This window comes from Sphingobacterium sp. ML3W (genome assembly GCF_029542085.1).
Taxonomy (GTDB): Bacteria; Bacteroidota; Bacteroidia; order Sphingobacteriales; family Sphingobacteriaceae; genus Sphingobacterium.
The window spans coordinates 2145585-2171749 of record NZ_CP107036.1 but is presented as its reverse complement, the minus strand read 5'-3'; the positions used below and the strand labels follow the sequence as shown (position 1 = coordinate 2171749).

Sequence of the window (26165 nt, the reverse complement as noted above, 5' to 3'; positions counted from 1 at the left end):
ATTTTAATTTTAAGGAGAAGCTCCCCGCAGGTGGGAGAGCCCGTGAAGCAATGTTTTAAAAAGAAAGCTTTGTAAAGCGCCAATGCAATGTATCTACAATAGTTAATTGATTACAGTCTACCGGTAACCCGGCAGCCATTTTGAGCACCTGCATAGCCATCATGCTCCCTATTATACCTGGTAGTGGCCCCAATACGCCATTCTTATCACAGTTGGGTACTTGTTCGGGAGGAGGAACTGTCGGAAAGAGGTCTAGGAGATGTTTACTGCCCTTATAATTAAATACAGCCAATTGCCCCTCGAATCCATATATACTTCCATATACCAATGGCTTGTTCAGCCTGATGCAGGTTTCATTGAGCAGATAACGCGTCTTAAAGTTGTCGCAGCAATCCACAACGATGTCATAGGGTGCTAAGACTTCTGTTGCATTGCCAGCCTCGAGCTTCAGCTGCATCGGTTGAAAGTCAATGGTACTATTATGTTGCTCGATGTAATCGGCTGCACTTTTTGTTTTACTGACATGTAACTGCTTTTCGCTATGGATCACCTGCCTATTGAGGTTATGTAGTTCTACCTTGTCGAAGTCAACTAAGGCAAGCCTACCGATGCCAGCAGCAGCTAAATATTGTAAAACGGGGCTTCCCAATCCACCAGCACCTACAATAAGCACCTTGGAATTCATGATTTTTCGTTGCCCCTCGACACCGATTTCCTCTATAAAAATCTGTCGGCTATACCGTTCAAAAATAAGATCCTCTTTCATCGATCTAACGTACTAACCCTGAGTAATTGCTTTCCCAGTCTTTCATCACCGGGTCGTATCCCATTTTTCGGATTTGATTTTTTATGGTTTCCATATCCCGTTCGTCACTGACCTCAAATTGCTCCAGGGCTTGTGGATCTACAACATAGCCACCGGGGTTTGTTTTGGAGGCTGCACTCATTGTTGTCACCCCGATAGGAATGATATGATCCCTAAAGCTTTCATTTTCCCGGGTGGAAATTGAGATTTCCAGATTTTCGTTCCATAAGCGGTAAGCACAGATCAATTGGAGCAAATGCTTGTCTGAAAGATGGAAATTGGGTGCTACAGAGCCTTCGGCCGGTCGCAGCCTTGGAAAGGAAATGGAATACCGGGTTTGCCAATACTGTTTTTGCAAATACGCGATATGAGCAGCCGTAAAGAAGCTATCTACACGCCAATCCTCTAATCCGAGTAATACCCCCAATCCAATTTTATGAATGCCGGCCTGTCCGATGCGGTCGGGGGTGTCAAGGCGATAATCAAAATTAGATTTCTTCCCTTTCGGGTGGTATTTCTTATACACGTCCCGATGATAAGTTTCTTGATAGACTAAAATAGCATATACCCCTGCGGTCTGTAATAATTGATACTCTTCCTGTTCTAGGGGCTGGACTTCGATCGATATTTGGGAGAAATGAGGTTTCAGCAGTTCAATTGCATTTAAGAAATAATTGATTTCCACAGTTTTGTTTGCTTCCCCACTGACCAGCAATACATGGTTGACACCCATGGATTTGAGAGCCATCGCTTCCAGTAGTAATTCTGTGTTGTTCAGTGTTTTCCGTCTAATCTTATTGTCCATGCTAAACCCACAGTAGGTGCAGATATTCTGACATTCATTACTGAGATACAGTGGCGCATAAAGCTGGATGGTCTTGCCAAATCGCCGTTGCGTGATCTGTTGCGCTTTGAGTGCCATTTGCTCCAGATAAGGTATTGCAGCAGGAGAAATAAGTGCCATGAAATCGTTGAGTGTCAAATTCACCCGGTTTAATGCACGACGTACATCTTGATCGGAGGCTCCATAGATCTTTGTTTGGACTTCTTCCCAGCTATATTGGTCAAGTATCTCTTTAAAATCGTTCATAGCTCTATATCAATCAAATAAAAATGAGGTTAACGGACTCGAACTGACCGCTCGGGAATTGATAGGGCCCAAACCAGCTTCATAAGCCTTACGTCCTGCAATGACGGCCTCTTTAAAAGCTTCTGCCATGTATAGCGGATTATTGGAAACGGCAATTGCGGTATTGACCAATACGGCATCAGCACCGATTTCCATAGCCTTAGCTGCGTCGGAAGGAGCGCCAATTCCAGCGTCGACAACTACAGGTACATTGCTTTCTTCGATAATGATCTCCAAGAAGTCCAATGTACGGAGCCCTTTGTTACTACCAATGGGAGCACCCAAGGGCATGACAACAGCAGTGCCCGCATTTTCCAGTCGTTTGCAGAGCACAGGATCTGCATGGATATATGGCATGACAACAAAACCCAATTTTGCCAGCGCTTCTGTTGCCCGTAATGTTTCAATCGGATCAGGTAATAGGTAGCGTGGATCAGGATGGATTTCCAATTTGATCCAGTTTGTTTCAAGGGCCTCTCGGGCCAGTTGGGCTGCCAAAACGGCTTCCTCCGCCGTTCTGGCCCCCGAAGTATTGGGAAGCAAATCTATTTTTGTTAGATCAATTGCAGCGATTAATTCGTCATGCACAGCAAGTTGGTCAATCCGCTTGAGTGCAACGGTAACCAGCTGCGAACCAGAAGCCTGAATGGCCTCACTCATTTCGTTTAGATTGCCAAATTTGCCCGTCCCCATAAATAATCTGGATTCAAAGCTGCGATCGGCTATTTGTAATGTGCTCATGGTAAGAGATTTTTAATAGATGAAATAATGTTTGGTGTTTGGGTCACCAGTCCAGATAAAGCTATACCATAAACTCCTGTCTGTAGCAGATTTTGAATGTCTTCGAGACTGCTGATCCCACCGATGGCGAAAATCGGAACAGACGGGAGTCCCTGCTGCCTGATTTGGTTGATGATATTTTCATATCCCGCTAGGCCTAATAACGGACTGAGCTTTTGTTTTGTATGGGTATGTTTATAGGGGCCGAGTCCGATGTAGTCACATTGTTCTGCTATTCGACCTAGCACATCTTCCAGGCTATTTGCCGTACCGCCAATGATTTTTTTTGACCCCAATAGCAGACGCGCATCGGCGATACCACAATCCGTTAGTCCGAGATGTACACCATCAACATCCAGTTCCTTGGCAAGCTTTACGTGGTCATTGATGATGCATTTGGCTGCGAATTGTTCGCATACCTGTTTTATCTCCTGTGCAAGCCGAAGGAAATCCTGCTCATCAGCTTGTTTCCACCGGATTTGTATCCAGGTGGCGCCTGCATCCAATGCCTTTAGGATGTTGTTCTTCTGTTCTGCCAGTGTCAGTCCCTGCGAGATATACTGTAGTCTTTCGAGCATAGTTGTTGTTTACATGTAATAAAATGTTGAATAGGGTCGGGGGCTTGCCATAAAGCGCCAAGTAAAGCTATTCCATCTGCTCCAGCCTTTATTGAAAGCAGACAGTTTTCAGCTTTTATCCCACCCAGACCGATTAAATGAACATCAAAATTGGTGCGTGACTGTAATTGATCCAGGACAGCATCGTTATGCCCATAACCTGCTTTGGAAATGCTCGGAAATAAAGGGCTTAAAAAGGCATAATTCCAGCATTTGTCTAGCGTATTGAACTGATTGATATGATGGACCGAAGTCGAGCAGATAGAGTTGGTCAGCTGCGGATCAAAAAAGCCGCTTCGCCGATGATGTTCATTAAAATGAATTCTGTTAATATGAAGTGCATTTGACAGCTGCGGATGGGAATGAAGGACCAGTCTATCGTGATATGTTGCATCTATTGATGCTACATATCGCTGCATTTGTTCATCTGTAAAATGATATTTTCGCAAGTGCAAAAGATCAAGTCCCTGTTCAAACAGTGCATGTATTGTCTGAAATTCTGAAGCGAATTCCTCCTCAGCTGTCAAAGCAATGATCATAAATAGATTTCCTTTCCTTGGGCGATGAATTCCTGCGATTTTTCAAGCATACCCTGTGCTGCGCTATCCCTGATTTCCTGCGTAATTTTCATGGAGCAGAATTTTGGGCCACACATCGAACAGAAATGCGCTACTTTGGCGGCGTCTGCAGGTAAAGTTTCGTCATGATATTCCCGCGCAGTGTCGGGATCCAATGATAAGTTGAACTGATCCTCCCATCGGAATTCAAATCTCGCCTTACTCAAGGCGTTGTCGCGGTACTGTGCCCCAGGATGTCCCTTGGCTAGGTCTGCAGCATGCGCGGCTAATTTGTAGGTGATGACACCATCTTTCACATCTTTTTTATTGGGCAGTCCGAGGTGTTCTTTTGGTGTCACATAACAGAGCATAGCACAGCCATACCAACCGATCATTGCGGCACCAATAGCGGAAGTAATGTGATCATAACCTGGCGCGATATCGGTTGTCAGAGGACCAAGGGTATAAAATGGCGCTTCATCGCAACATTCCAGTTGTTTTTCCATGTTTTCTTTGATAAGCTGCATCGGAACGTGGCCAGGTCCCTCGATCATCACCTGTACATCATGCTGCCAGGCAATCTTTGTTAACTCACCTAAAGTTTCCAGCTCAGCAAATTGTGCCGCGTCATTGGCATCTGCAATTGCACCGGGACGTAGACCATCACCCAGAGAAAAAGCAACATCATACTGTTTCATGATCTGACAGATTTCTTCAAAATGGGTATAGAGGAAGTTTTCCTGATGATGGAAAAGACACCATTTAGCCATAATGGATCCACCTCTTGACACGATCCCCGTCACCCGCTGTGCTGTTAAATGGATATAACGCAAGAGAACCCCTGCATGTATTGTGAAGTATGACACACCCTGTTCGGCCTGCTCGATCAGTGTATCCCGAAATATTTCCCAGGTGAGATCTTCGGCAACACCTTTGACCTTTTCCAGCGCTTGATAGATCGGAACTGTACCTATTGGAACAGGTGAGTTGCGGATAATCCATTCGCGGGTTTCGTGGATATTTTTGCCTGTAGATAGGTCCATGATCGTGTCAGCACCCCAGCGGCAGGCCCAAACAGCCTTTTCAACCTCTTCTTCGATACTTGAACTCACGGCACTATTACCGATATTGGCATTGATCTTTACCAAAAAATTGCGACCGATAATCATCGGTTCACTTTCCGGATGATTAATATTATTGGGGATAATTGCTCTACCAGCAGCGATCTCCTCACGCACAAACTCTGGCGTAATATATTTTCCGACAGTTCTGGCACCGAAATTTTCGCCCGGATGCTGATGATCCATGCCTGGTGTGCTATCAGCAAGCTGCTCTATCCGTTGATTTTCACGAATGGCAACATACTCCATCTCTGGTGTAATGATACCCTTTCTTGCATAATGTAATTGCGTCACATTTTTACCTGGCGCAGCAACTTTAGGTTTATGGCTGTAAGCAAACCGAAGTTCGTCCAATGTGGTATCTGCCAGACGTTTTTGACCATATTGCGAACTGATGCCTTCAAGTTGTATGACATCCTCGCGGTCAAGGATCCACTGATCACGAAGACGGGGAAGTCCTTTACGGATGTCAATATCTTGTGTTCCATCTGTATAGGGGCCAGAAGTGTCATAAATGCTGATGGGCGGGTTGACTTCGATCTGTCCATTGCTCAATTTGGTCGGACTCAATGAAATCTGACGCATGGCCACCTGGATAGGGAAGAGTGTACCGGGAACAAAGACTTTGGTTGAATTTGGAAAGGGGGTTTGTGTGATTTTTTCTGATGTCATGTTAATGGGGAATTAGGTATATTGAATTGAATATGCTCCATACGATATTATCCGCCTTGTGTAGCAGTTATGAGTAGGATATGATCATTGGGTTGTAAAACTGTTGCGGTCCAGTTGTCTTTGGGAACAACGCAGTTGTTGAGGGCCACGGCAATACCTTGGGTTTTACCGGATAGTTCCGTCTGTAAAAGTTCGGCTAGAGAGCTCGGAGCAGGGTCGAAAAATCGGATTTGATGATTGATTGTAAGTTCCATTCCTTTTATTTTTTTGGTAAAACTTTAGGAATGGCTACAACAAGATACAGTAATGTATCTGGAAGATAACTTACTTTTCCCTACGCCAGTATGATCTGGATCAGGTTATAAGGGTAAAATCTCAGCCCGCATATGCAGACACCCCTAAAGTCGAGACTAATATAGGATTATTTTGATGAATAATCCAAAATATTGCTGTTAATTTTCAGCAACTAGGTAGCAGGACAGTACAGTTTAATTATTTTGATAATAATTGATATATTCGTTTTTAAATCAACTAAAACAATTTAACACTTTTGTATTCCTGTTGAATGCGCGCATTGTCTCCTAGAAGATGACCTAAATGCTATGATAGGAAATATAAAAAGTTGAACGGAGTATAAACTAAACATGCGAAAAATTTTACTGATGACGATGCTGTGTGTAAGCACAATACTGTATGCACAAAAACAAAAAGAATGTCTGCCAATTGAACTACGCTGTGAACATCTTGTGAATCCATTGGGTGTGGATAAATCAAATCCCCGTTTAAGTTGGAGACTGGCCGATAAACGACAGGGGGCGAAGCAATCTGCTTATCAAATCTTGGTAAGTAGTGATTCACTTGCATTGGTGAAAAATAAAGCTAATATCTGGAATAGCGGAAAGCAAAAGAGTTCGGCTATGTTGATTCACTATAGTGGCACTAGCTTGAAACAGCAGACAAAGTACTATTGGAAAGTGCTTGTCTGGGACAAAAATAGTAATGAAAGTACATCTTCCATCGCTTCATTTGAGACCGGTATGATGGGGATGGAGAACTGGAAAGGGAAATGGATCAGTGATAATCAGGATATTCACGAGCAGGAAGCACCGTATTTCAGAAGAGCATTTAAAACGACCAAACCGATTAAGTCTGCCCGCGCCTATATTGCTGTGGCGGGACTTTACGAACTTTCTATAAACGGCAAAAAAATAGGTGACCATCGTCTGGATCCGATGTATACCCGATTTGATAGACGTACACTATATGTGGTGGAAGATGTGACCCGTCAGATCCAGCAGGGAAACAATGCAGTTGCTGTAGTTTTGGGGAATGGCTGGTATAATCACCAACCATTGGCGGTATGGAATTTTGACAAAGCCCCTTGGCGTAATCGTCCCACATTTTGTTTGAACCTGCGTATTGTCTATCAGGATGGTAGTGAAGAAACGCTAATTACAGATCAACAATGGAAGACGGCGGGGGGACCTATCCGTTATAATAATATCTACACTGGAGAGCATTATGATGCCCGTCTGGAGATGCCGGGATGGGATACTCCACAGTTTGACGATTCACAGTGGCATGCCATTCAGTATCGGAACCCACCCTCTACACATATTGTCTCGCAGCAAATGGTACCCATACGCCTGGTTCGATCCTATTCGCCGAAATCGATGAAAAAGATGGATGAGAAAACCTACGTCTTTGACATGGGACAGAATATGGCCGGGGTGACAAAGATAAAGGTTAGTGGTAAGGCGGGGACGGTGATCAAAATCAAGCATGGTGAACGATTACAGGAAAATGGACGCTTAGATTTGTCCAATATTGATGTATATTATCGTGGGAATAAAGACCTGGAGCCCTTTCAGACCGATATCTTGACGCTGAGTGGCAGAAGAGAGGACGAATTTATGGCGAAATTTGGTTATAAAGGCTTTCGCTATGTCGAAGTAAGCAGCAGTGAGTCGATTGTATTGGATGATTCCGCTATTACGGCTTATTTCATGCATAGTGATGTAGGTCCAATTGGCCAGCTGAAAACTTCATCCCCCTTAATAAACGGTTTATGGGCGGCAACCAATAATGCCTACCTGTCCAACTTGATGGGTTATCCCACGGATTGTCCGCAACGGGAGAAAAATGGCTGGACTGGTGATGGCCATCTCGCAATCGAAACAGCCTATTATAATTTTGACGGCATCACTGTCTATGAGAAGTGGATGGCGGATCATCGGGACGAACAGCAAGAAAACGGTGTACTGCCTGATATCATACCAACAGGAGGTTGGGGGTATGGTACAGCAAATGGCTTGGACTGGACAAGTACCATTGCCATTATTCCTTGGCAAACTTATTTGTTTTACGGCGATGCCAGCTTGCTAGCTGAATGTTATGAAAATATCAAACGGTATGTGGATTACGTGGATGGAATCAGTCCCAATGGCTTAACAACCTTCGGTCGTGGAGATTGGGTGCCGGTCAAATCGCAATCTAATCTTGAGCTTACCTCATCGGTGTACTTTTACGTCGACGCAACAATTTTGGCATCCGCAGCAAAAATGTTTGGAAAAACAGCTGATCAGCAGAAATACGAAATGCTGGGCAGGAAGATCAAAGATGCCATCAATGCGAAGTTTTTGGATCGTTCAAAAGGGATCTATAGTACTGGGACGCAGACAGAATTGAGTGTACCTTTGTATTGGGGCGTGGTTCCGGAAGCGATGAAAGCCAAAGTTGCCGCCAACTTAAATAGCAGGGTAGAAGAGGCCAATTTTCATCTGGATGTTGGTGTGTTGGGGGCGAAAGCACTCCTGAATGCATTGAAGGATAATGGCTATGACGAAACAGCCTATAAAGTTGCGGTACAGGATACCTATCCCTCCTGGGGATGGTGGATTGTCAATGGCGCGACCACCTTACTCGAAAACTGGGATCTGAAGGCAACAAGAGATATCTCTGATAATCACATGATGTTTGGTGAGATAGGTGGCTGGTTTTTTAAATCCATTGGTGGTATCCTGCCCGATCCGTCACAGGCTGGTTTTAAACATGTATTATTAAAGCCTATTTTCCCAAAGGAACTCAAGGAGTCTTCTATTACTTACAATTCGCCTTATGGAAACATTGTATCCAATTGGAAGGTAAGCGGAAACAAGGTCGAATATCAGGTAGAGATCCCGCCAAATGCCACGGCTACGTTTTATCCAGCAGCAAATATTCGCGATGGCAAAGTAATCCAATTGGAGGCAGGGAGACATCGAATGGATTTGGAATTGAAATAATAGGTCTGGTTAGCAGTCTTTTTGAATAATTGAGGAAATCTATAAGCTATTATCGTTTGTTGAGCATTTCTTCGTATTGTCTTCGGACCTTATTCGGATTACTGGCGGTGCGGACCAAGTTGGGTATCGATGTTGATCAGATGTTGACCAAACAATTCCTGCTCAATATCCGGTATTAGTCTGCTTGAAGTAGGCTTCTGATCTGGCTGTTAGCGAATATGGTACGCTTTTGATACGAAGAAAAAGGGGCTTAAGGAAGAAGAATATACAAGCTTACGATTGTACTTATGGGGATGGTTAGATTATCATAGCCATCTTTGCTCATTGCTTCAGCGAGTGTAGCCATGAGTGCAATCGCAGCTATGATGGTAAGTTCCTGAAAGCCGAGATTCGAATCATGCGTGTATTTCCAGATCAAAAAAGCCACAATAACTGCACTGATAAAGAAAACAATAGATCCTAACATAGTCTTTTTTGCGCCAAGGATCATATAGGAACCCAATGGCCATTTTTTGCCAGATAATGCGGCCATGGGATCGCAGATAGCTAAGGTAGCTAAAGGTAGATAATAGAAAATATATCGATCATCCAGATAGGCCTGAGTCAGAAAGCAAAGATACACTGCGGCAGGATAGGCAAGGCTACCTGCGGATTTCCGGTCAATCGCATGTATAGATCGCAATAAATTAAATTTTAGGGATAAGACCAAAATCACGGTAAATAATCCACAAAGCAACAATACGGACCAATGACTTATAAGTAAAATAGGGAATAACAGTGAAATAATGCCCGTGCCCATATGCACGAGTTTTCTCGTGAATTCAACTCTAATCTTAAAGCAATGGTATAATATTTCAGAAAGGGCAAATAGCAGCAAAAAGATCATTGCCAATAGGAGCATATTTGATAATTCGCTTTTCATCTGTATAAATTATTTGTTTATCAATTATTTTAAGATTAGGGTATTTACGTTGCTATAAATAAACTAACCAATACATTGCTCCGGAGAACATAAAGCTGTCGAAGCGATCCAATATTCCACCATGTCCCGGGATTAATCGGCTGTAGTCCTTAATTTGACATCTGCGCTTGTACCAGGAAGCCAAGAGATCTCCAACAAGTGCGGAAATACAGATGAATACTGCTGTCCCTACTGTTGATCCGATTGAAGGATGGATATAATGAAAAAGGAAAAGACTGGTCGATAGTGTCAATATCATACCACCAATCAAACCCTCAAAAGTTTTATTGGGACTAATCTTGGGGATCAGTTTTCGTTTTCCCAATAATTGACCACTAAGTTGGCTAAACCCATCAAAGGTGACAACTATAAAGTAGACAAAACATATATGCTCTGTTGGTATCTGATTGCTGAACTTAACGAATGCAAATAGGATACTGAGGTAAATGAATAACACAAAATAGCAGAAAGGAACTGTTTGTCTGGAAAATGATTGGGCTTTAAAAATTTCATAAAGGCCGACGATTCCTATGCAAATAGCCAGGAGTTTTATTTGTTCAAAATAAATGGACGAAAATACCAGGACCAGCACCAGAAAATACACTCCCAGTTTTAGCCAACGCTCTTTGGCTCGATCAGCTTGACTGTCCTTATTGAGATACAGTGTCACTAAAGCACCTATTCCAAAAAATAATAGCAATATGTTCGCAATAAACAAATACATGATCAACCTCCTTTTTGTTGTTGGATAAGGAATATGCTCTTCAAATTGGATTGCAGCTTTGGTAAGGTAATCACTAGAAATAATTCTTCCAGATAAGCCAGGCAACTCACGATTAACATCAAGTGAAAGTAGATTGTATGAAATCCGAATACGAAGTAGCTAAAGATAAATATGCCCTGTAAGTAACCAGTTATCTTATAAGACCATAAATGAAAGCTGGGGAACCGTTGAAATCGGATAAGGGCATATACTTGGGGAGCAATCCATAAGACAATAAGGAGGATAAATTCGATTTTATATGCTGCTACGAAAGCTTTTTCCAGTGTTATCATTCCCATAAAGGCCATCAGGTATGTCCCTATGTCCGCGACCGAATCCAGTTTAGCGCCAAATTCTGTTTGAAGTTTAAATAGTCTAGCGATTAATCCGTCGAGGATATCCGTTATAAGGTTTACAGACAATAATACTATAAAGAGATTCCTGTTTTCAGTTAATATGGCATAGCTAATAAAAGGTATTGCAAGTATACGGTAGATAGAAAGTGCATTTGGCACATTCCATCTATTTTCTTTTTTCGTTTCCATTTTATACCGATTTTTTTCTGCCGAATTTTTGATGTGCCTGCGTAAACTGGCCTGCTGACAGGGCAGCAGCAATAGATAATTCCCCAGCAAGTACAAGAGCTGCGGCTATCTCTGCATATTTTATTGAATTTCCTTCTCCGTAACAGTCCATGATCTCCAAACATTCCTTTTGGGTAGGGAGGTTTGTGCCACCACCGACAGTCCCTATGATCAGGTTTGGCAAGGTGACGCTGGCGTATAGTGAACCATCTTTATTTAATTCCATTCTTGTGATACCTGTTGCAGCTTCGGCTACACAGGCAACATCCTGGCCAGTAGCTAAAAATAGTGCGGCCAGCCCATTGGCATAATGACCATGTGCACCTATGGCAGCGCTTTGGATGATCCCCATGGTGGAGCTGCGCCAGTATCTATCCATCAGTTCGGATGATGTTTTGAGTACTTCCGATACAATGCTGGCTGATAGTTCTATTTCTGCCGTTACTTTCTTACCTCTAACGTTGTTGAAGGAATATGCTGTTGCCTTTTTGTCGCCGGAACTGTTCCCTTCAATAAACCAGTGTGTAGGCTTGACCGGACATAGGTCGACCATAAACCGACAGATGGCATCTGTACAGATGGTGACCATATTTTGTCCCGCCGCATCTGCGGTGAAGTATTCAAATGATATGGTCAGATGATTGCCTTCGATTTGGATTCTTGTGTCCGTTAATTTTGCAAAGCGACTTGTTTTCTTAACGATATCCTGAAGAATGTCTTTCTCAGCAAGGAACCACGACACAAAAAGGCTTAAATCATTTAAGTTTTCAAATTTGAATACCGGACTTCGTTGGACACCTTCTTTTAGGCAGATCGAAGTAACTCCCCCTGCTAGCAAGCATGCCCTCGCTCCACGATGATAAGATGCGACCAATGCCCCCTCACTGGTGGCCAATGGCACATAGTATGCACCGTTGGCTGCGGTTCCGTGGACTTTTAATGGACCAATAATCCCTGTCGGAACTTGACTCATACCAATGAAGTTCTCAATATTTCCATTTAATAGCGATAGGTCGATGTTGGTATAGGTCAATGTAGGAAATTGCTTGTTCGTTTCTTCGCTTAGATAGCTTCGTAGTGTTTTCGTTCCTTCGGTGCTAATTTCCGACGAAAGGGGTAAAGCGCATAAGTTTTCCGTTTGATCAACTGCTCGCGCAGGTATTTTTAATAATGTTTTCATATTCAGCTTTTAATAAAATGACTATTTGTTTTGTTTAACAAAGTTATTGTGATAATCGCATTCTAAATTGTGGTAAACAATAAAAAATATTTTTATTTTTGTGATAATCGCAAAACCAATAAGCCTATGTATCAAGAAAAGCTGATCCAGGAAATACAACGAAAAATAGATGCAACAAAGTCTATCATTGAGGCTATAGCAAGCGCTCTTGATATTAGCTATGATGCGGCGCATCGGCGGATTTCGATGAAGAGCAAATTTTCAATAGAGGAGACGGTACAACTCGCGAATCACTTTTCACTTTCTTTGGATAAGATGTTTCAGCATAGTGATCATGTTTTAGTGAAAAGGACAACGGAAATCCAGTCATTCAATGACCTGTCAAATTACCTTGAGAATTCCTTTAAGTCTTTAACAGAATTTAAACCCAACCTAGAGACGTTCCTGTATTATTCGGCTAAGGATATACCGATCTTCTATACGATAAATACAGGATTATTATCTCGTTTTAAACGCTATGTTTGGCTCAATTTATTGAGCCCGGATGAGTTGGAGGTATCTTTTGAGTCGTTTTTGTTAAAAACACCGATGGATAATCGGGGACAAAAGCTGAATGATTATTATTCGTCCATCAGGGTAAAAGAGATCTGGAATGATACGACAATCAATAGTACGCTACAGCAGATTATGTATTTTTCCCAAGCGGGTCTATTGACAGCTGACAATGGGAAGATCCTTTGTGACCAGATAAAGGAACTGGTGTTTTCACTGGAAAAAAAATGCGTTCCGAATAATGAGCAGTATCAACTATATTATCATGAACTATTGATCTTAAACAATAATGTTTTGGTTGGGAACAAGGACAGAAAGGCGTTATTTGTGCCCCATACGATGCTGGGCTACTTTATTACAAATGATACAGATAGCTGTCAGCATGCGTCAAACTTTTATCAGCATCAGCTTAAAAATTCCAGGTTGTTAAATACAGCAGGCACGCGGGATAAGAAAATGTTTTTTAACAAGATTTATCAAAAGATTGAGCTTTATAGGGCACGGGTAAGTTCGGATAACGAAATTTAAGGCGAAGGAGGGGAGCGTTGGAGAAAAAGCTATAAAACAAGAAAAGCCCATCGACTGATGAGCTTTCTTGTACCTAGGGCGGGAATCGAACCCGCACTCCCTTAACGGGAACAGGATTTTAAGTCCTGCGTGTCTACCAGTTCCACCACCTAGGCAGGTGAGCGAAAAACGAGATTCGAACTCGCGACCCCAACCTTGGCAAGGTTGTGCTCTACCAGCTGAGCTATTTTCGCATTGGAATTATTTTTCAAAGTATTCCAGAACATTGCGTTCTGCTTCTTTCGGTGGTGCCAGCTGGATTCGAACCAGCGACACAAGGATTTTCAGTCCTTTGCTCTACCAACTGAGCTATGGCACCTTTTCAATATTGGCTGTTTGCCTTATTGATGCTGCAAATATAGAGGGATTATTTGAAATACAAAAGGCAAAAGTGCTTTTTTTTGCGTTTAAACGCCAACCCGCTGATTCCTAAGTGGAAAAAATAAAGGGCTATTCATATCGAATAGCCCTTTGATATTGTCTAGGTGGATCTTATTAAGATAATTTACCAACTTCTAATACTAAATCAACGATTTTGTTAGAATAACCCCACTCGTTGTCATACCAAGATACAACTTTAACAAAGTTATCATTCAAAGAAATTCCTGCTTTTGCATCAAAGATTGATGTACGAGCATCACCCAAGAAGTCTGAAGAAACAACCTCATCCTCTGTGTAACCCAAGATACCTTTCAATTCGCCTTCAGAAGCTTCTTTCATGGCAGTTTTGATCTCTTCGTAAGAAGCACCTTTATTTAAACGCACTGTTAAGTCAACAACTGAAACGTCAGCAGTAGGAACACGTAAAGACATTCCTGTCAATTTACCTTTCAATTCAGGAAGAACCAAACCTACAGCTTTAGCTGCACCTGTAGAAGAAGGGATGATATTTTGGTAAGCACCACGGCCACCTCTCCAGTCTTTCACTGAAGGACCGTCCACAGTTTTTTGAGTAGCTGTTACAGCGTGTACTGTAGTCATCAAACCTTCAACGATACCGAATTTATCATTCAATACTTTAGCGATAGGAGCTAAACAGTTTGTTGTACAAGATGCATTTGAAACGATATGTTGATCTGCTTTTAATTCTTTGTGGTTTACACCCATTACGAATGTAGGTGTGTCATCTTTTGCTGGCGCTGACATAACAACTTTTTTCGCACCTGCATCAATGTGTTTTTGAGCCAACTCTTGAGTCAAGAAGAAACCTGTAGATTCGATGATTACCTCAGCACCTACTTCATTCCATTTCAAGTTTGCTGGATCTTTTTCAGCAGTTACACGGATTGTTTTGCCATTCACGATCAAGTTGCCGTCTTTAACTTCAACAGTACCGTCAAATTTACCATGCGTTGAATCGTATTTCAACATATAAGCCATATAATCCGGCTCAACTAAGTCATTGATACCAACAATTTCAATTTCTGGACGATTGATAGCAGCTCTGAATGCTAAACGACCAATACGGCCAAATCCGTTAATTCCAATTTTCATATTCTTAATTTTTATTGATATAATATTTAATTAAATTATGTATCGGCTCCTTGACCACGGTGCCAATACTGATATTAAATTCTTCTGTTGCTACCTCTCGCAGGATGTTTTCATAATTGAAAGCTACCGAACCGGTAAAATTCACGTCACTGTCTGGATACTCTTTCATTAATGGCTTAATATAAGTTTTAATAAAAGTACGTAGCCCATTTTTGATCAATTGGTTGATAAATAAATGCTCCTTATTTTCAAGTACAAAATCGGTAAATGAATTTAAAAAGTTGGTGGGTTGAGGTGCAATATATACCTTCTCCAAAATACTTTTCTTGTCCAAAGTGAATTCTTTTTCCAATTTATCCTTCAAATCGACGGGAAGGGTGTCTGTCATATAATGTTTCAGCAATTGCTGACTATTCCAGTTGGTAGCCCCTTCGTCTGCGAGGATGTAGCCCAGACCATAATTGTTCTCAATGATTTTCTTTCCGGTATAGTAAGCGGCATTCGACCCACTTCCGATAATACCTACGATCCCTTTTTCATCTCCAAAAGTTGAAATAGCAGAAGCAATAACATCATGGTCTACTTTGACACGGGCATTGACGAAAAAACGCTCGAAAACATTTTTGATCTTATCTTTACGTTCTTTTGATGAAGAACCGGCACCGAAAAAATAAATACGTTTAATTTTTTCAGCATTATTGATCAAATTGGTATTTCTATTTAAATGCTGTAGTATGGATCGTTCATCCTGGAGATAGGGGTTGATACCATTCATGCGAAACCCGGTAGTTATCCGGCCTTTGTCAGCCAACCGCCAGTCTGAGAATCGAGATCCACTGTATACTACTGCTATCATAGTCTGCTTTATTTTATATTATAAAATCTCAGCCATTTCCAATAGATCAGGGCTAAGTTTAATTTCCTTATTGCTGATAGCTTCCTCGATCGGAGTAGTTTTGATTTCATTACCACGGAGACCAACGGTGATCCGCGTATTGCCTGCTAAAATTTCATTAACGGCAGCAAAACCCAATCGACTAGCCAGTACGCGGTCAAAACTCGTTGGAGATCCACCACGTTGTAAATGCCCTAATATACTAACTTTCGTGTCGTAATGATCAAATTTTTCCTTTACTTTTTTTGCTACATAATAAGCACCACCGTTTTGATCGCCCTCTGCAACAATAACAATGGATGAAGATTTCTTTTTGATGGCTCCATCTTCCAGGTGGTTGATTAAATCATCAATAGCCGTCTCTTTTTCTGGAAGCAAGATGGCTTCAGCACCACCTGCAATTCCTGCGTTTAATGCGATACATCCGGAATCTCTACCCATTACCTCAACAAAGAAGAGGCGCTCATGCGATGCCGCTGTATCTCTGATTTTGTCAATGGCTTCAATAACGGTATTGTTTGCCGTATCATAACCAATGGTATAGTCTGATCCATAAAGGTCATTGTCAATCGTTCCGGGGATCCCCACAATAGGAATCTCGAATTCTTTGGAGAAAAAATTTGCACCAGTAAAAGTCCCATCACCACCAATCACCACCAACGCATCTATTTCTGCTGCTTTTAAATTGTCGTATGCGATTTTTCGTCCTTCAGTTGTTTTAAACTCCAGACAACGTGCTGTTTTTAGTATTGTACCACCACGCTGTATGATATTGCTCACAGAGCGGGTATCCATTTCTTTGAAATTTGCGTCAATCAAACCCTGATACCCCTGGTAAATCCCAGTGACCTGAAGGCCTTTGTGAAGCGCTGTACGGACAACTGCACGAATGCAAGCATTCATGCCGGGGGCGTCACCGCCAGATGTTAATACGCCTATTTTTTTTATTTCTTTTATCACACTCTATATTTTAGGTTCTACGAATATAAGATTTTTATAGTGTATATTCTACACTTTGAATAAATTTTTCATTATTTTTTTGCGCATGACGTTTAGGAAGCGTATAATTGTTACAGGTAACCCGATGATTAGTAGCCAATAAATTTAGCTCAGTATATCGCACATAAATAAATTTAGAAGTTTTGTATAGTAATTTTACCGTAGACTGTGTCATATTAGGCTTTCATGAAGGAGAATTAAAGGTTCTTTTGGCTGAAAGAAATGAATATCCTTTTAAGGATTGGTGGGCATTGCCAGGCTTTTTCGTGGATAATGACGAAGAGATGGAAGATGCCGTAAAGAGAATTTTGTATGAAAATACAGGTTTGAAGGATGTATTTATGGACCAATTACATTCTTTTGCGGGCTTGAAACGGCATCCAAAAGGGCGTATTCTGACAGTAGCTTACTATGCCCTAGTCCAGCTTGATAGCACAAAACTGAAAACAAAGCCTGTTACAAACTACATGAAGCAGGCGAAATGGTTTCCTGTTAGAAATGTTCCGGAATTGGCATTTGACCATAAGCAGATTTTGGATTTATGTTTGGAAAGATTGCAGCGTCGTTTGGCCTACAAACCGATCGCTTTTGAATTGTTACCTGAAAAATTTACCCTGACCCAATTGCAATTGGTGTATGAAGGTATATTGAATAAAACATTGGATAAACGCAATTTTCGAAAGAAAATGCAGAATTATGGCTTCCTAAAGGAGTTGGATGAAGTGCAGACCGGTGTCGCTTATCGGGCTGCAAGGCTGTATAAATTGGACAAAAGAAAATTCCTCAAACATTTCCAGAATACTGTAGCGTTTTAATAAAATCTGAGTTATTAGAGAAAAGGCAAACTTCCAAAGTTTGCCTTTTTTTGTTGTCAACTAAATATCAAAATAATAGCGATTTCAAAATATATTTTGTACGAGAAGTTACTTTTTATATTTTTGAACAATTTCTGATAAAAGTCAGAAAGTAGAAAGGAGTTTTTTGAAGAATGGAAGATAGAAAAGACCAGATCATTGATGCTGCTATAAGACGCTTTATGCATTATGGTTTTAGTAAGACAACAATGAATGAGATTGCGGAGGATATAAAAATCACCAAAGCGAATTTATATTATTATTACTCAGAGAAGAATGCACTTATACGGGATGTTATTATACGTTTGACGGATGAGTACAGAGAAGAGGAGGAGAAGTTGGTAGCTGTGCATAAAGGTATAACCTACGATCTGATCATGAAGATTTTGGAATTACGGGATGCTTTTGTACGCAAGTATTATATTTTGCATATGAACGAAAACCTGGAGTGGATTAAAGGGCTTTCGATGCAAGAGTTTTTCCAGTGTCTCCACAATCGCGACGTACAGGCGCTTTATGAGATACTTAAGGTTGGCGCGGAGAAAGGAGAACTCAATGAAGAGCATCTCTACGAGACAGCTGAAATCTATGTGGAACTGATGAAAAGTTTATCCCTGATGTGCAATATTTCCGATATCATTTCTGGAATACCAAATCAGGATCGTTTTGATGAAGTTTTACAGAAACAAAAACTGGCTACTAAGCTGTTTTTTAATGGTATAAATAAAAAGTAGATATAAAATTAGGACAAATAAATTAGGAATGAAAACAATCAGAATACTAGCCAGCCTTTTATTAGGTACGATGGTTTTCCAAAGTCATGCACAGCAGCAATTAAGCCTAAGTGATGCGATCAAATTTGCTTTGCAGAATAAAAAGGAAGCTAAAAAAGCTAAATTGGATTTAGAAAATGCCCAATATCAAATTGATGAAGTCAGAGGTGGTGCATTGCCACAAATTACAGCGAACGGATCCTTAAAGTATAATGTTTTGATTCCGGAAATGGTATTGGAAGCAGGTGGGCAGACGCAAACAATCAAAATGGGGCAGCCCTGGAATTCGACGGCGATGGTCTCACTGAATCAACAACTGTTTAATCAATCGCTATTTACCGGTTTAAAAGCAGCAAAGACAACGAAAGAGTTTTACCAAATCAATGCACAGCTGACGGATGAGCAGGTCATCGAAAAAGTGGCAAATGCGTATTATGAAATTTATCAGGAGCATCTGAAACTACAGACAATCGAGAATAATCTTGAAAGTACAACAAAAACAAAGAATGTAACCGAGGGAATGGTCAATGCAGGATTGGCCAAGCGAATTGATCTGGATCGGCTGGTTGTTAATGTCAATAATCTGGAAGCACAACGGCAACAATCATTAAATTCAGTGCAGATTAAAGAGAATGCCTTGAAATTCGCAATCGGTAAGCCAATTGAAGAGGATATTGAGCTGTCGAAAGAAACATTCGAACTGAATCCAGCACTAACTGCGGAAACTGCCAATGTTGAAAATCGCACAGAGGTGCAGTTGGCTAAAAAGCAAATTGAATTGTATCAACTCAATAAAAAATCTAAAGTTGCAGATCTTTACCCAAAGCTATCTTTAGGTGGTGATTTTGGTTTTAATGGTTTTGGTAAAGGTTTTCCAATTGGTAGCAGTTTCAATTGGCCTAAAACATCGAGCATTGGTTTAAACCTTTCTGTTCCAATTTTCACAGGTGGAACTACTAAAGCGAAAATCAATCAGGCAGATATTCAGATCAGACAGGCCGAGGTAGATTTGGAAGATACAAAGCTTGGCCTGAATTTGGCAAAAGAGAATGCAAGATCGCAGGTTAAGATCAGCTTATTGAATATTGATAATAACCGTCGCAATGTAGTATTAGCGAAGGATGTTTTGAGTGATACGCAAAATAATTTTAACAACGGACTCGCAACATTGACGGAGCTATTGGATGCTGAGAAAGCCTTGGCAGATGCTGAAAACAATTTAAATACCAGCTTATTGAATTATAAGGTTGCCGAAGTACAGATTATAAAGGCAAATGGTGAACTGAAATCATTAATTAAAGAATAATTGACTACAACTATATGAAACGCGGAATTATTACCTTATTGATTATTGCTGCCGGGTTGGCAGGTATATTTTTTGTGCTGAACAAAAATAAAAAGAAAAATGAAGCCGAAACAGCAGAAGTTGCTAAGACAAATGCGGCTATCGCGGTCCGTATTGACACTGCGAAAGTAAGCTCAATGGACTTACGTTACATCGCTAACGGAACGTTCGAGCCTAAACAGGAAGTGACGGTCGGTGCAGAAACTGCAGGACGTGTTGTCCGTGTATTAGTAGACGAGGGTGCACATGTGAGTGTTGGTCAGACATTGGCTATTATAGAAGGTGACAAGCTAAATGTGAATGTCGCAAACGCGCAGGCATCTTATGATAATGCTTTGGCCGATATGAAACGTCATGAGAATGCTTTTTTAACAGGCGGTGTCACACAGCAAAAAGTAGATGAAGTAAAGTTGAAATTGGAAAGTGCGAAAAATAGCCTACGTTCAGCTAAACTGAATGCTGGGGATGTGACAATCAAAACATCTGTGGCTGGAGTAGTCAATTCACGTAAAATTGAACCAGGCGCTTATGTAAGTCCTGGAACAGCGGCTTTTGATATCGTAAATGTTGGTACCTTAAAATTACGTGTGAATGTCGATGAGAAAAATGTTGCTACGTTACGAGTTGGTCAGTCTGTTGATGTATCAGCAAGTGTGTATGCAGACCAAAGATTCACAGGTAAGGTGACATTTATTGCTCCTAAATCTGATGGAAGTTTGAATTTCCCGGTAGAAATCGAAGTGAACAACTCATCAAACCAATTGCGTGCCGGTATGTATGGTACAGCAATGTTTGGGGAAGGGGTTGCCGGTAATACGTTGATCGTACCTCGCAATGCATTTGTGGGTAGTGTGAGTGATAATAAAATATTCGTGCTTAAAAATGGTAAAGCAATCGAAACCAATGTGAAATCCGGAAGAAACTTTGGTGATCACATTGAAATCTTGGGTGGCCTACAAAATGGCGATCAAGTGATTGTTTCGGGTCAAATCAATTTGTTTGATCAGAGCCCTGTTGAAATTATTAAATAATGTATACTGAAAACCAGTAGCAAATGAAGTCGTGGTTTCATGACCATTAAAAACAAATAATTCTAATGAAAATTACCGAAATATCGATAAAACGTCCCAGTATAATTATCGTATTATTTATAATACTGACATTAGGTGGGTTGTTTTCTTATACTCAGTTGGGGTACGAGTTAGTCCCTAAATTTGAGATCAACGTAATCACGGTGCAGACTGTCTATCCGGGAGCATCGCCTGCTGAGGTGGAAAGCTCTGTTACCAAAAAAATTGAAGATGCGATTTCCTCGCTGGAGAGTATTAAGAAAGTAGAGTCGACTTCCCTCGAAGGGGTATCCATTGTAATGATTACCTTAAATAACGGTGCGGATGTCAACTTCCTGCTCACTGATGCGCAACGGAAGATCAATGCGGTTGTCAACGATCTGCCGGATGATGTAAAAACACCATCCTTATCCAAATTCTCTTTGGATGATGTTGCGATCATGAGTCTGGCGGTAACATCAAACTTATCCGAAAAAGAATTGTATGACTTATTGGACAATAAGATCCAGCCAGTTTTCGCACGGATCAATGGGGTAGCCAAAGTGGATATGATCGGGGGTGAGGAGCGTGAAATTCAGATTTCTGTAGATCCTAAGAAAATTGAAGGCTATGGCTTAACAATCGCTCAGGTACAACAGACTGTTGCTTCCTCCAATCTTGATTTTCCAACAGGTAACGTAAGTACACGTGACAACAGAACAACAATCCGTTTGGCGGGTAAAGTAACTTCGATCGAAGAATTACGTAATCTACCGATTACGACGCCAGCAGGTGTGCAGATCTATTTGCGCGATATTGCTGATGTGCAGGATGGAATCAAAGAAATTGAGAAGGTGGCTCGTTTGGATCGTCAGAACACCATCTTGTTACAAGTCTTTAAACAATCTGATGCCAATGCAGTAGCTGTATCTGAAGGCGTTAAAAAGACAATTGGGCAGGTGGAAAAAGATTATGCAAGCAACAAGATCAAGATTCTTGTCGCAAATGACTCTTCTGATTTTACATTGAATGCTGCCAATAACGTAATCCATGACTTGATGATTGCGATTGCCCTGGTAGGTTTTATCATGTTGTTCTTCTTGCAGAGTTTGCGTAATGCTGCGATTACCATGGTTGCGATTCCATTATCACTGATCGCGACATTTATTGGTTTGTTGCTGATGGGCTATACCCTAAACTTGATGTCTTTATTGGGACTATCACTGGTTGTAGGTATTCTGGTGGATGATGCGATCGTTGTTATCGAGAATATCCACCGTCACATGGAGATGGGAAAAAATAAAGTGCGCGCGGCATTTGATGGAGCCTCAGAGATCGGGTTTACAGTAACAGCGATTACCTTGGTTATCGTGGTGGTGTTTTTGCCGATTGCAATGTCAACTGGTTTGGTGGCAAACATCCTTGCTCAGTTTTGTGTGACCGTAATTATTTCCACTTTGCTGTCCTTGCTTGTTTCATTTACCGTTGTTCCCTGGTTATATTCTCGTTTCGGAAAACTGGAACATTTGAGCAAAACCTCCTTCTTTGGACGTATCATTCATGGATTTGAAAGTGGTCTGAATGCATTTACACATTGGGTATCCGGATTGTTGGTCTGGGCACTAAAAAGCCGGATGAATAAATTGGCAACACTCGGACTAGCAGTAGGCTTATTGGTTGCTTCTTTTATGCTTGTGGTCAAAGGTTATATCGGTTCGGACTTCTTCCCAGGAATAGACCGGAAGGAATTTTTCATCCAATTGGAATTGGACAAAGATGCTTCTTTGGAGAAAACCAACTTATTGACGCAAAAGGCCGAAGCTTATATTAAATCTAAGCCAGATGTGAAAGAAATCATCACCACTGTAGGGCAGTCTTCGGATGGTATGGCTTCCACAACAGGTTCACGTTATAAATCTGAAATCCACGTTATTCTAGATAAGGAGAATTTTGAAGGTAATTCTCAGGTGTATTCTGCGACTTTAAAACGTGAATTGGAAAACAAGCTGATCGGTGCCAAGATTAAAACCGTGAATGTTGGTATCATGGGGGCAGAACAGGCACCGTTGAAATTGACCATCATCGGTTCTTCGGTGGAAGATGCACAAGAATTTGCGGAGAAAGCGGCAGATCAATTGCGTAAGATTCCAGGAGCAGCAGGAGTGAAGTTAACCTCCGAAGCTGGTAACCCGGAGATCAATGTGAAAATTGACCGCGATAAGATGACATCTTTGGGATTGAACGTATCCACAGTCGGTATGACGATGCAGACCGCATTTTCTGGAAATACGGACAATAAATATAGAGCGGGTGATAATGAATATGATATCAATATTCGCTATACAGAAAGTGGTCGTGCCAGTATAGATAACGTGCGTGACCTGAAATTTATCAATAGCAAGGGAGCTTCGATTTCATTGGAACAATTTGCAACAGTTTCTTATGGTTCAGGACCTACCTTATTGGAGCGTCGTGATAAATCGCCAGCGGTATCTATCCAAGGTCAGGCAATCGGTAGACCAATGGGTACTGTAGCACAGGAATGGCAGGCTCAATTTGAGAAGCTTCCACGCAAACCTGGAATCGTCTTCATTTGGGGTGGTAACATGGAAAATCAGTCAGAAGGTTTCGGTACATTGGGAATTGCATTATTGGCCTCAATTATCTTGGTATACCTTGTGATGGTGGCGCTATATGATAGCTTTATCACACCTTTTGTGGTATTGTTCTCCATTCCACTATCCTTTATCGGTGCCTTATTGTTCCTAGCATTGGGTAATCAGACGTTGAACATCTTTACCATCTTGGGTATTATCATGCTGATTGGTTTGGTGGCCAAGAACGCGATCATGCTCGTCGATTTTGCGAACCATCGAAAAGAAGCTGGCGATAGTACACACGATGCACTGGTTGCTGCTAACCATGCCCGTCTTCGTCCGATCTTGATGACGACAATTGCCATGGTATTCGGTATGATTCCAATTGCCATTGCTACTGGTGATGGTGCCGATATGAACAGAGGTCTGGCAATCGTTATCATTGGTGGTCTATTGTCGTCCCTATTCTTGACCCTAGTTGTCGTGCCGGTCGTATATTCGATCTTTGACCGCTTTGGTAAAAAGAAGAAAACTGACTATGAGGCATTGATTGTAGAGGATTATGATCATGTTGATGTAGCAGAACATTAAACATAAATCAATTTTACAAAGGAAAGGAGGCTAAGTTATTGGCCTCCTTTTTTTTGTGTTAATTTTAGGTTAATCAATCGATTGCGTAAATATTTTTTATTACATTGCGGCCGCATTAACAAAATATATATACTTAAAATTGAGACAAGCATGTGTGGAATTGTAGGATACACAGGTTACCGTCAGGCGTATGGTATCGTCATTGATGGATTGAAAAAATTAGAATACCGTGGATATGACAGTGCGGGAGTGGCACTGCACAAAGGTGAACAGGTTGATGTTTACAAAAAGACCGGCAAAGTAGTGAATCTAGAAGAATTCGTTTACGGTCAGGATCTCCAATCAACAACAGGAATAGGGCATACGCGTTGGGCCACCCATGGTGAACCTTCTGACCGCAATGCCCATCCGCATTATTCAAATAGTGGACGCATTGCAATGATCCATAATGGTATCATCGAAAACTATGCTTCCCTAAAAGCAGAATTAATTAGCAAAGGCTACCAATTCAAAAGTGATACGGATACTGAAGTGCTCGTGAACTTTATCGAAGAAATCCAGTTACAAAATGAGTGCTCCCTGGAGGAGGCGATCCGTATTGCCTTAAAAAGGGTTGTTGGTGCCTATGTGATCCTTGTATTGGAGGCTGGTCATCCAGATCGGATTATTGCGGCAAGAAAGGGAAGTCCCCTGGTAATTGGAATAGGTAAAAATGAACATTTCTTGGGTTCAGATGCTTCGCCGATGTTAGCTTATACCAAAGAAGTTGTTTACATCAATGATTATGAACTTGCGATTATCACGCCCGATGAACTAATCCTCAAGAATTTAGGAAATGAACGGATTACACCGTACATCCAAAAATTGGATCTGGAGTTATCGGCTATTGAAAAAGGTGGTTACGATCACTTTATGCTAAAGGAGATCTTCGAACAGCCACATACCATCTACGATTCGATGCGTGGGCGTCTGGATCTGCAAGCGAAGCAAATTATTCTGAGTGGAATTGAGAAGTATGCGAATGAAATTAGCAGCACCAATCGTATTGTCATTGTTGCCTGTGGTACGAGTTGGCATGCTGGCTTGATTGCCGAATATGTGATTGAAGAATTATGCCGCATTAATGTTGAGGTGGAGTATGCTTCGGAGTTCCGTTACCGGAATCCTGTGATCCATCCTGGAGATGTAATTTTGGCTATTTCACAAAGCGGTGAGACTGCGGACACGTTGGTGGCGCTGGAAAATGCGAAAAAGCAGGGTGCCATCATTCTTGGTGTCGTTAATGTCGTTGGATCTTCAATCGCCCGTCTTTCTGATGCAGGAGCTTATACACATGCTGGACCTGAAATCGGTGTGGCAAGTACCAAAGCTTTTACCGCACAGCTAACTGTCCTAAATCTGATCGCATTAAAAATTGCAGCCTTAAAAGGAACGATTTCGGAAGAACGCTTTCTGAAACTATCGGAGGAATTGCATGCAGTTCCTGAAAAGGTTGAGTGGATATTGGATACGCAGATCGAAAAGATCCAACAAATTGCAAAAAAATATAAAGACGCAAGGGATTTCCTGTTTCTTGGTAGAGGGTATAACTTCCCGGTTGCCCTGGAAGGTGCGCTAAAGCTCAAAGAGATCTCTTATATTCATGCCGAAGGCTATCCTGCAGCAGAGATGAAACATGGCCCTATTGCTTTGGTCGATGAGAATCTACCTGTTGTATTCGTCGCAACGAAGGATGCCTATCATGAAAAGATTGTCTCCAACATCCAGGAGATAAAAGCAAGGAAAGGGAAAATTATTTCTGTAGTCACAAGAGGTGACGCCGTTTCCGAAGAGCTGTCGGATGACTTTATGGAAATTCCAGAGGCAGATGAGATTATTGCTCCTTTAATCTCTGTTGTTCCTTTGCAGTTATTGTCTTATTATATTGGTGTGGAGTTAGGATTAGATGTTGACAAACCTCGTAATCTCGCCAAATCTGTCACAGTAGAATAGGGAG

General features: G+C 41.4%; 22 protein-coding genes, 3 tRNA genes and 1 riboswitch. Of the genes, 8 read left to right on the top strand and 17 right to left on the bottom strand.

Annotation, left to right across the window (positions count from 1 at the left end; translation table 11 throughout):
• Positions 1 to 55: 55 nt before the first annotated feature.
• From OGI71_RS09295 to thiS, 7 genes are read right to left on the bottom strand one after another with little or no spacing between them, the layout of a single operon-like run.
• Positions 56 to 766 (bottom strand): HesA/MoeB/ThiF family protein, encoded by a 711-nt coding sequence (locus OGI71_RS09295; protein WP_282255131.1) that lies wholly within the window; start codon positions 764 to 766, stop codon positions 56 to 58.
• 4 nt (positions 767 to 770) lie between these two features.
• On the bottom strand, positions 771 to 1895 hold the full coding sequence (thiH, locus tag OGI71_RS09290) for a 2-iminoacetate synthase ThiH (protein WP_282255130.1): 1125 nt from the start codon (positions 1893 to 1895) through the stop codon (positions 771 to 773).
• 9 nt (positions 1896 to 1904) lie between these two features.
• Positions 1905 to 2675, bottom strand: a complete 771-nt coding sequence (locus OGI71_RS09285) for a thiazole synthase (RefSeq protein ID WP_282255128.1) — start codon at positions 2673 to 2675, stop codon at positions 1905 to 1907.
• Positions 2672 to 3292 (bottom strand): thiamine phosphate synthase, encoded by a 621-nt coding sequence (gene thiE, locus OGI71_RS09280; protein ID WP_282255126.1) that lies wholly within the window; start codon positions 3290 to 3292, stop codon positions 2672 to 2674. The genes OGI71_RS09285 and thiE overlap by 4 nt, the downstream gene beginning before the upstream one ends.
• Positions 3256 to 3870, bottom strand: coding sequence for a thiamine phosphate synthase (locus tag OGI71_RS09275; RefSeq protein WP_282255125.1), 615 nt, complete (start codon positions 3868 to 3870; stop codon positions 3256 to 3258). The genes thiE and OGI71_RS09275 overlap by 37 nt, the downstream gene beginning before the upstream one ends.
• Positions 3867 to 5681, bottom strand: coding sequence for a phosphomethylpyrimidine synthase ThiC (thiC, locus tag OGI71_RS09270; protein ID WP_282255123.1), 1815 nt, complete (start codon positions 5679 to 5681; stop codon positions 3867 to 3869). Before thiC ends, OGI71_RS09275 begins: the two co-directional genes overlap by 4 nt.
• 47 nt (positions 5682 to 5728) lie before the next feature.
• Complete coding sequence (gene thiS / locus OGI71_RS09265; RefSeq protein ID WP_259178563.1) at positions 5729 to 5935, bottom strand: sulfur carrier protein ThiS; 207 nt, start codon at positions 5933 to 5935, stop codon at positions 5729 to 5731.
• 60 nt (positions 5936 to 5995) lie between these two features.
• Positions 5996 to 6091: riboswitch (TPP riboswitch) on the bottom strand.
• Between the two features lie 234 nt (positions 6092 to 6325).
• On the opposite strand from thiS, the gene OGI71_RS09260 reads away from it, so the two are divergent.
• Entirely contained in the window at positions 6326 to 8965 is a 2640-nt protein-coding gene (locus OGI71_RS09260; protein ID WP_282255120.1) for an alpha-L-rhamnosidase, read from the top strand.
• A 250-nt stretch (positions 8966 to 9215) separates the two neighbouring features.
• Here OGI71_RS09260 and OGI71_RS09255 read toward each other — a convergent pair whose 3' ends face one another.
• The 4 genes from OGI71_RS09255 to OGI71_RS09240 are packed head-to-tail and all read right to left on the bottom strand — an operon-like array spanning position 9216 to position 12453.
• Entirely contained in the window at positions 9216 to 9887 is a 672-nt protein-coding gene (locus OGI71_RS09255; RefSeq protein ID WP_282255118.1) for a phosphatidate cytidylyltransferase, read from the bottom strand.
• A 52-nt stretch (positions 9888 to 9939) separates the two neighbouring features.
• Positions 9940 to 10650, bottom strand: a complete 711-nt coding sequence (locus OGI71_RS09250) for a phosphatidate cytidylyltransferase (RefSeq protein WP_282255117.1) — start codon at positions 10648 to 10650, stop codon at positions 9940 to 9942.
• Positions 10651 to 10652: 2 nt separating this feature from the next.
• Positions 10653 to 11234 carry a CDP-alcohol phosphatidyltransferase family protein gene (locus OGI71_RS09245; RefSeq protein WP_282255116.1) on the bottom strand — a complete coding sequence of 194 codons (582 nt, stop codon included), beginning with the start codon at positions 11232 to 11234 and terminating at the stop codon, positions 10653 to 10655.
• A gap of 1 nt (position 11235) precedes the next feature.
• A complete protein-coding gene (locus OGI71_RS09240) occupies positions 11236 to 12453 on the bottom strand; it encodes a hydroxymethylglutaryl-CoA reductase (RefSeq protein WP_282255115.1) in 1218 nt (405 codons plus the stop codon).
• A gap of 126 nt (positions 12454 to 12579) precedes the next feature.
• Here OGI71_RS09240 and OGI71_RS09235 point away from each other — a divergent pair, with 126 nt between their 5' ends.
• On the top strand, positions 12580 to 13533 hold the full coding sequence (locus OGI71_RS09235) for a hypothetical protein (protein WP_282255114.1): 954 nt from the start codon (positions 12580 to 12582) through the stop codon (positions 13531 to 13533).
• A 70-nt stretch (positions 13534 to 13603) separates the two neighbouring features.
• Here OGI71_RS09235 and OGI71_RS09230 read toward each other — a convergent pair.
• The 6 genes from OGI71_RS09230 to pfkA form a co-directional block, all read right to left on the bottom strand.
• Positions 13604 to 13688, bottom strand: a tRNA-Leu gene (locus tag OGI71_RS09230).
• A gap of 5 nt (positions 13689 to 13693) precedes the next feature.
• Positions 13694 to 13766, bottom strand: a tRNA-Gly gene (locus OGI71_RS09225).
• Positions 13767 to 13818: 52 nt separating this feature from the next.
• Positions 13819 to 13891, bottom strand: a tRNA-Phe gene (locus OGI71_RS09220).
• A gap of 176 nt (positions 13892 to 14067) precedes the next feature.
• Entirely contained in the window at positions 14068 to 15066 is a 999-nt protein-coding gene (gap, locus tag OGI71_RS09215) for a type I glyceraldehyde-3-phosphate dehydrogenase (protein ID WP_223579598.1), read from the bottom strand.
• Between the two features lie 4 nt (positions 15067 to 15070).
• A complete protein-coding gene (locus OGI71_RS09210) occupies positions 15071 to 15922 on the bottom strand; it encodes a hypothetical protein (RefSeq protein WP_282255113.1) in 852 nt (283 codons plus the stop codon).
• An 18-nt stretch (positions 15923 to 15940) separates the two neighbouring features.
• On the bottom strand, positions 15941 to 16921 hold the full coding sequence (pfkA, locus tag OGI71_RS09205) for a 6-phosphofructokinase (RefSeq protein WP_259178579.1): 981 nt from the start codon (positions 16919 to 16921) through the stop codon (positions 15941 to 15943).
• A 182-nt stretch (positions 16922 to 17103) separates the two neighbouring features.
• Here pfkA and OGI71_RS09200 point away from each other — a divergent pair, with 182 nt between their 5' ends.
• The 6 genes from OGI71_RS09200 (at position 17104) to glmS (ending at position 26161) form a co-directional block, all read left to right on the top strand.
• Entirely contained in the window at positions 17104 to 17775 is a 672-nt protein-coding gene (locus tag OGI71_RS09200) for an NUDIX domain-containing protein (RefSeq protein WP_120258099.1), read from the top strand.
• Between the two features lie 173 nt (positions 17776 to 17948).
• Positions 17949 to 18548: a TetR/AcrR family transcriptional regulator gene (locus OGI71_RS09195; RefSeq protein ID WP_282255111.1), complete on the top strand. Its 600-nt coding sequence runs from the start codon at positions 17949 to 17951 to the stop codon at positions 18546 to 18548.
• Between the two features lie 28 nt (positions 18549 to 18576).
• Complete coding sequence (locus tag OGI71_RS09190; RefSeq protein ID WP_282255110.1) at positions 18577 to 19893, top strand: TolC family protein; 1317 nt, start codon at positions 18577 to 18579, stop codon at positions 19891 to 19893.
• Positions 19894 to 19907: 14 nt separating this feature from the next.
• On the top strand, positions 19908 to 20963 hold the full coding sequence (locus OGI71_RS09185; protein WP_282255109.1) for an efflux RND transporter periplasmic adaptor subunit: 1056 nt from the start codon (positions 19908 to 19910) through the stop codon (positions 20961 to 20963).
• Positions 20964 to 21028: 65 nt separating this feature from the next.
• Complete coding sequence (locus OGI71_RS09180; protein WP_282255108.1) at positions 21029 to 24169, top strand: efflux RND transporter permease subunit; 3141 nt, start codon at positions 21029 to 21031, stop codon at positions 24167 to 24169.
• 150 nt (positions 24170 to 24319) lie between these two features.
• Positions 24320 to 26161 carry a glutamine--fructose-6-phosphate transaminase (isomerizing) gene (gene glmS / locus OGI71_RS09175; protein WP_223579621.1) on the top strand — a complete coding sequence of 614 codons (1842 nt, stop codon included), beginning with the start codon at positions 24320 to 24322 and terminating at the stop codon, positions 26159 to 26161.
• The last annotated feature ends 4 nt before the right edge of the window (positions 26162 to 26165 follow it).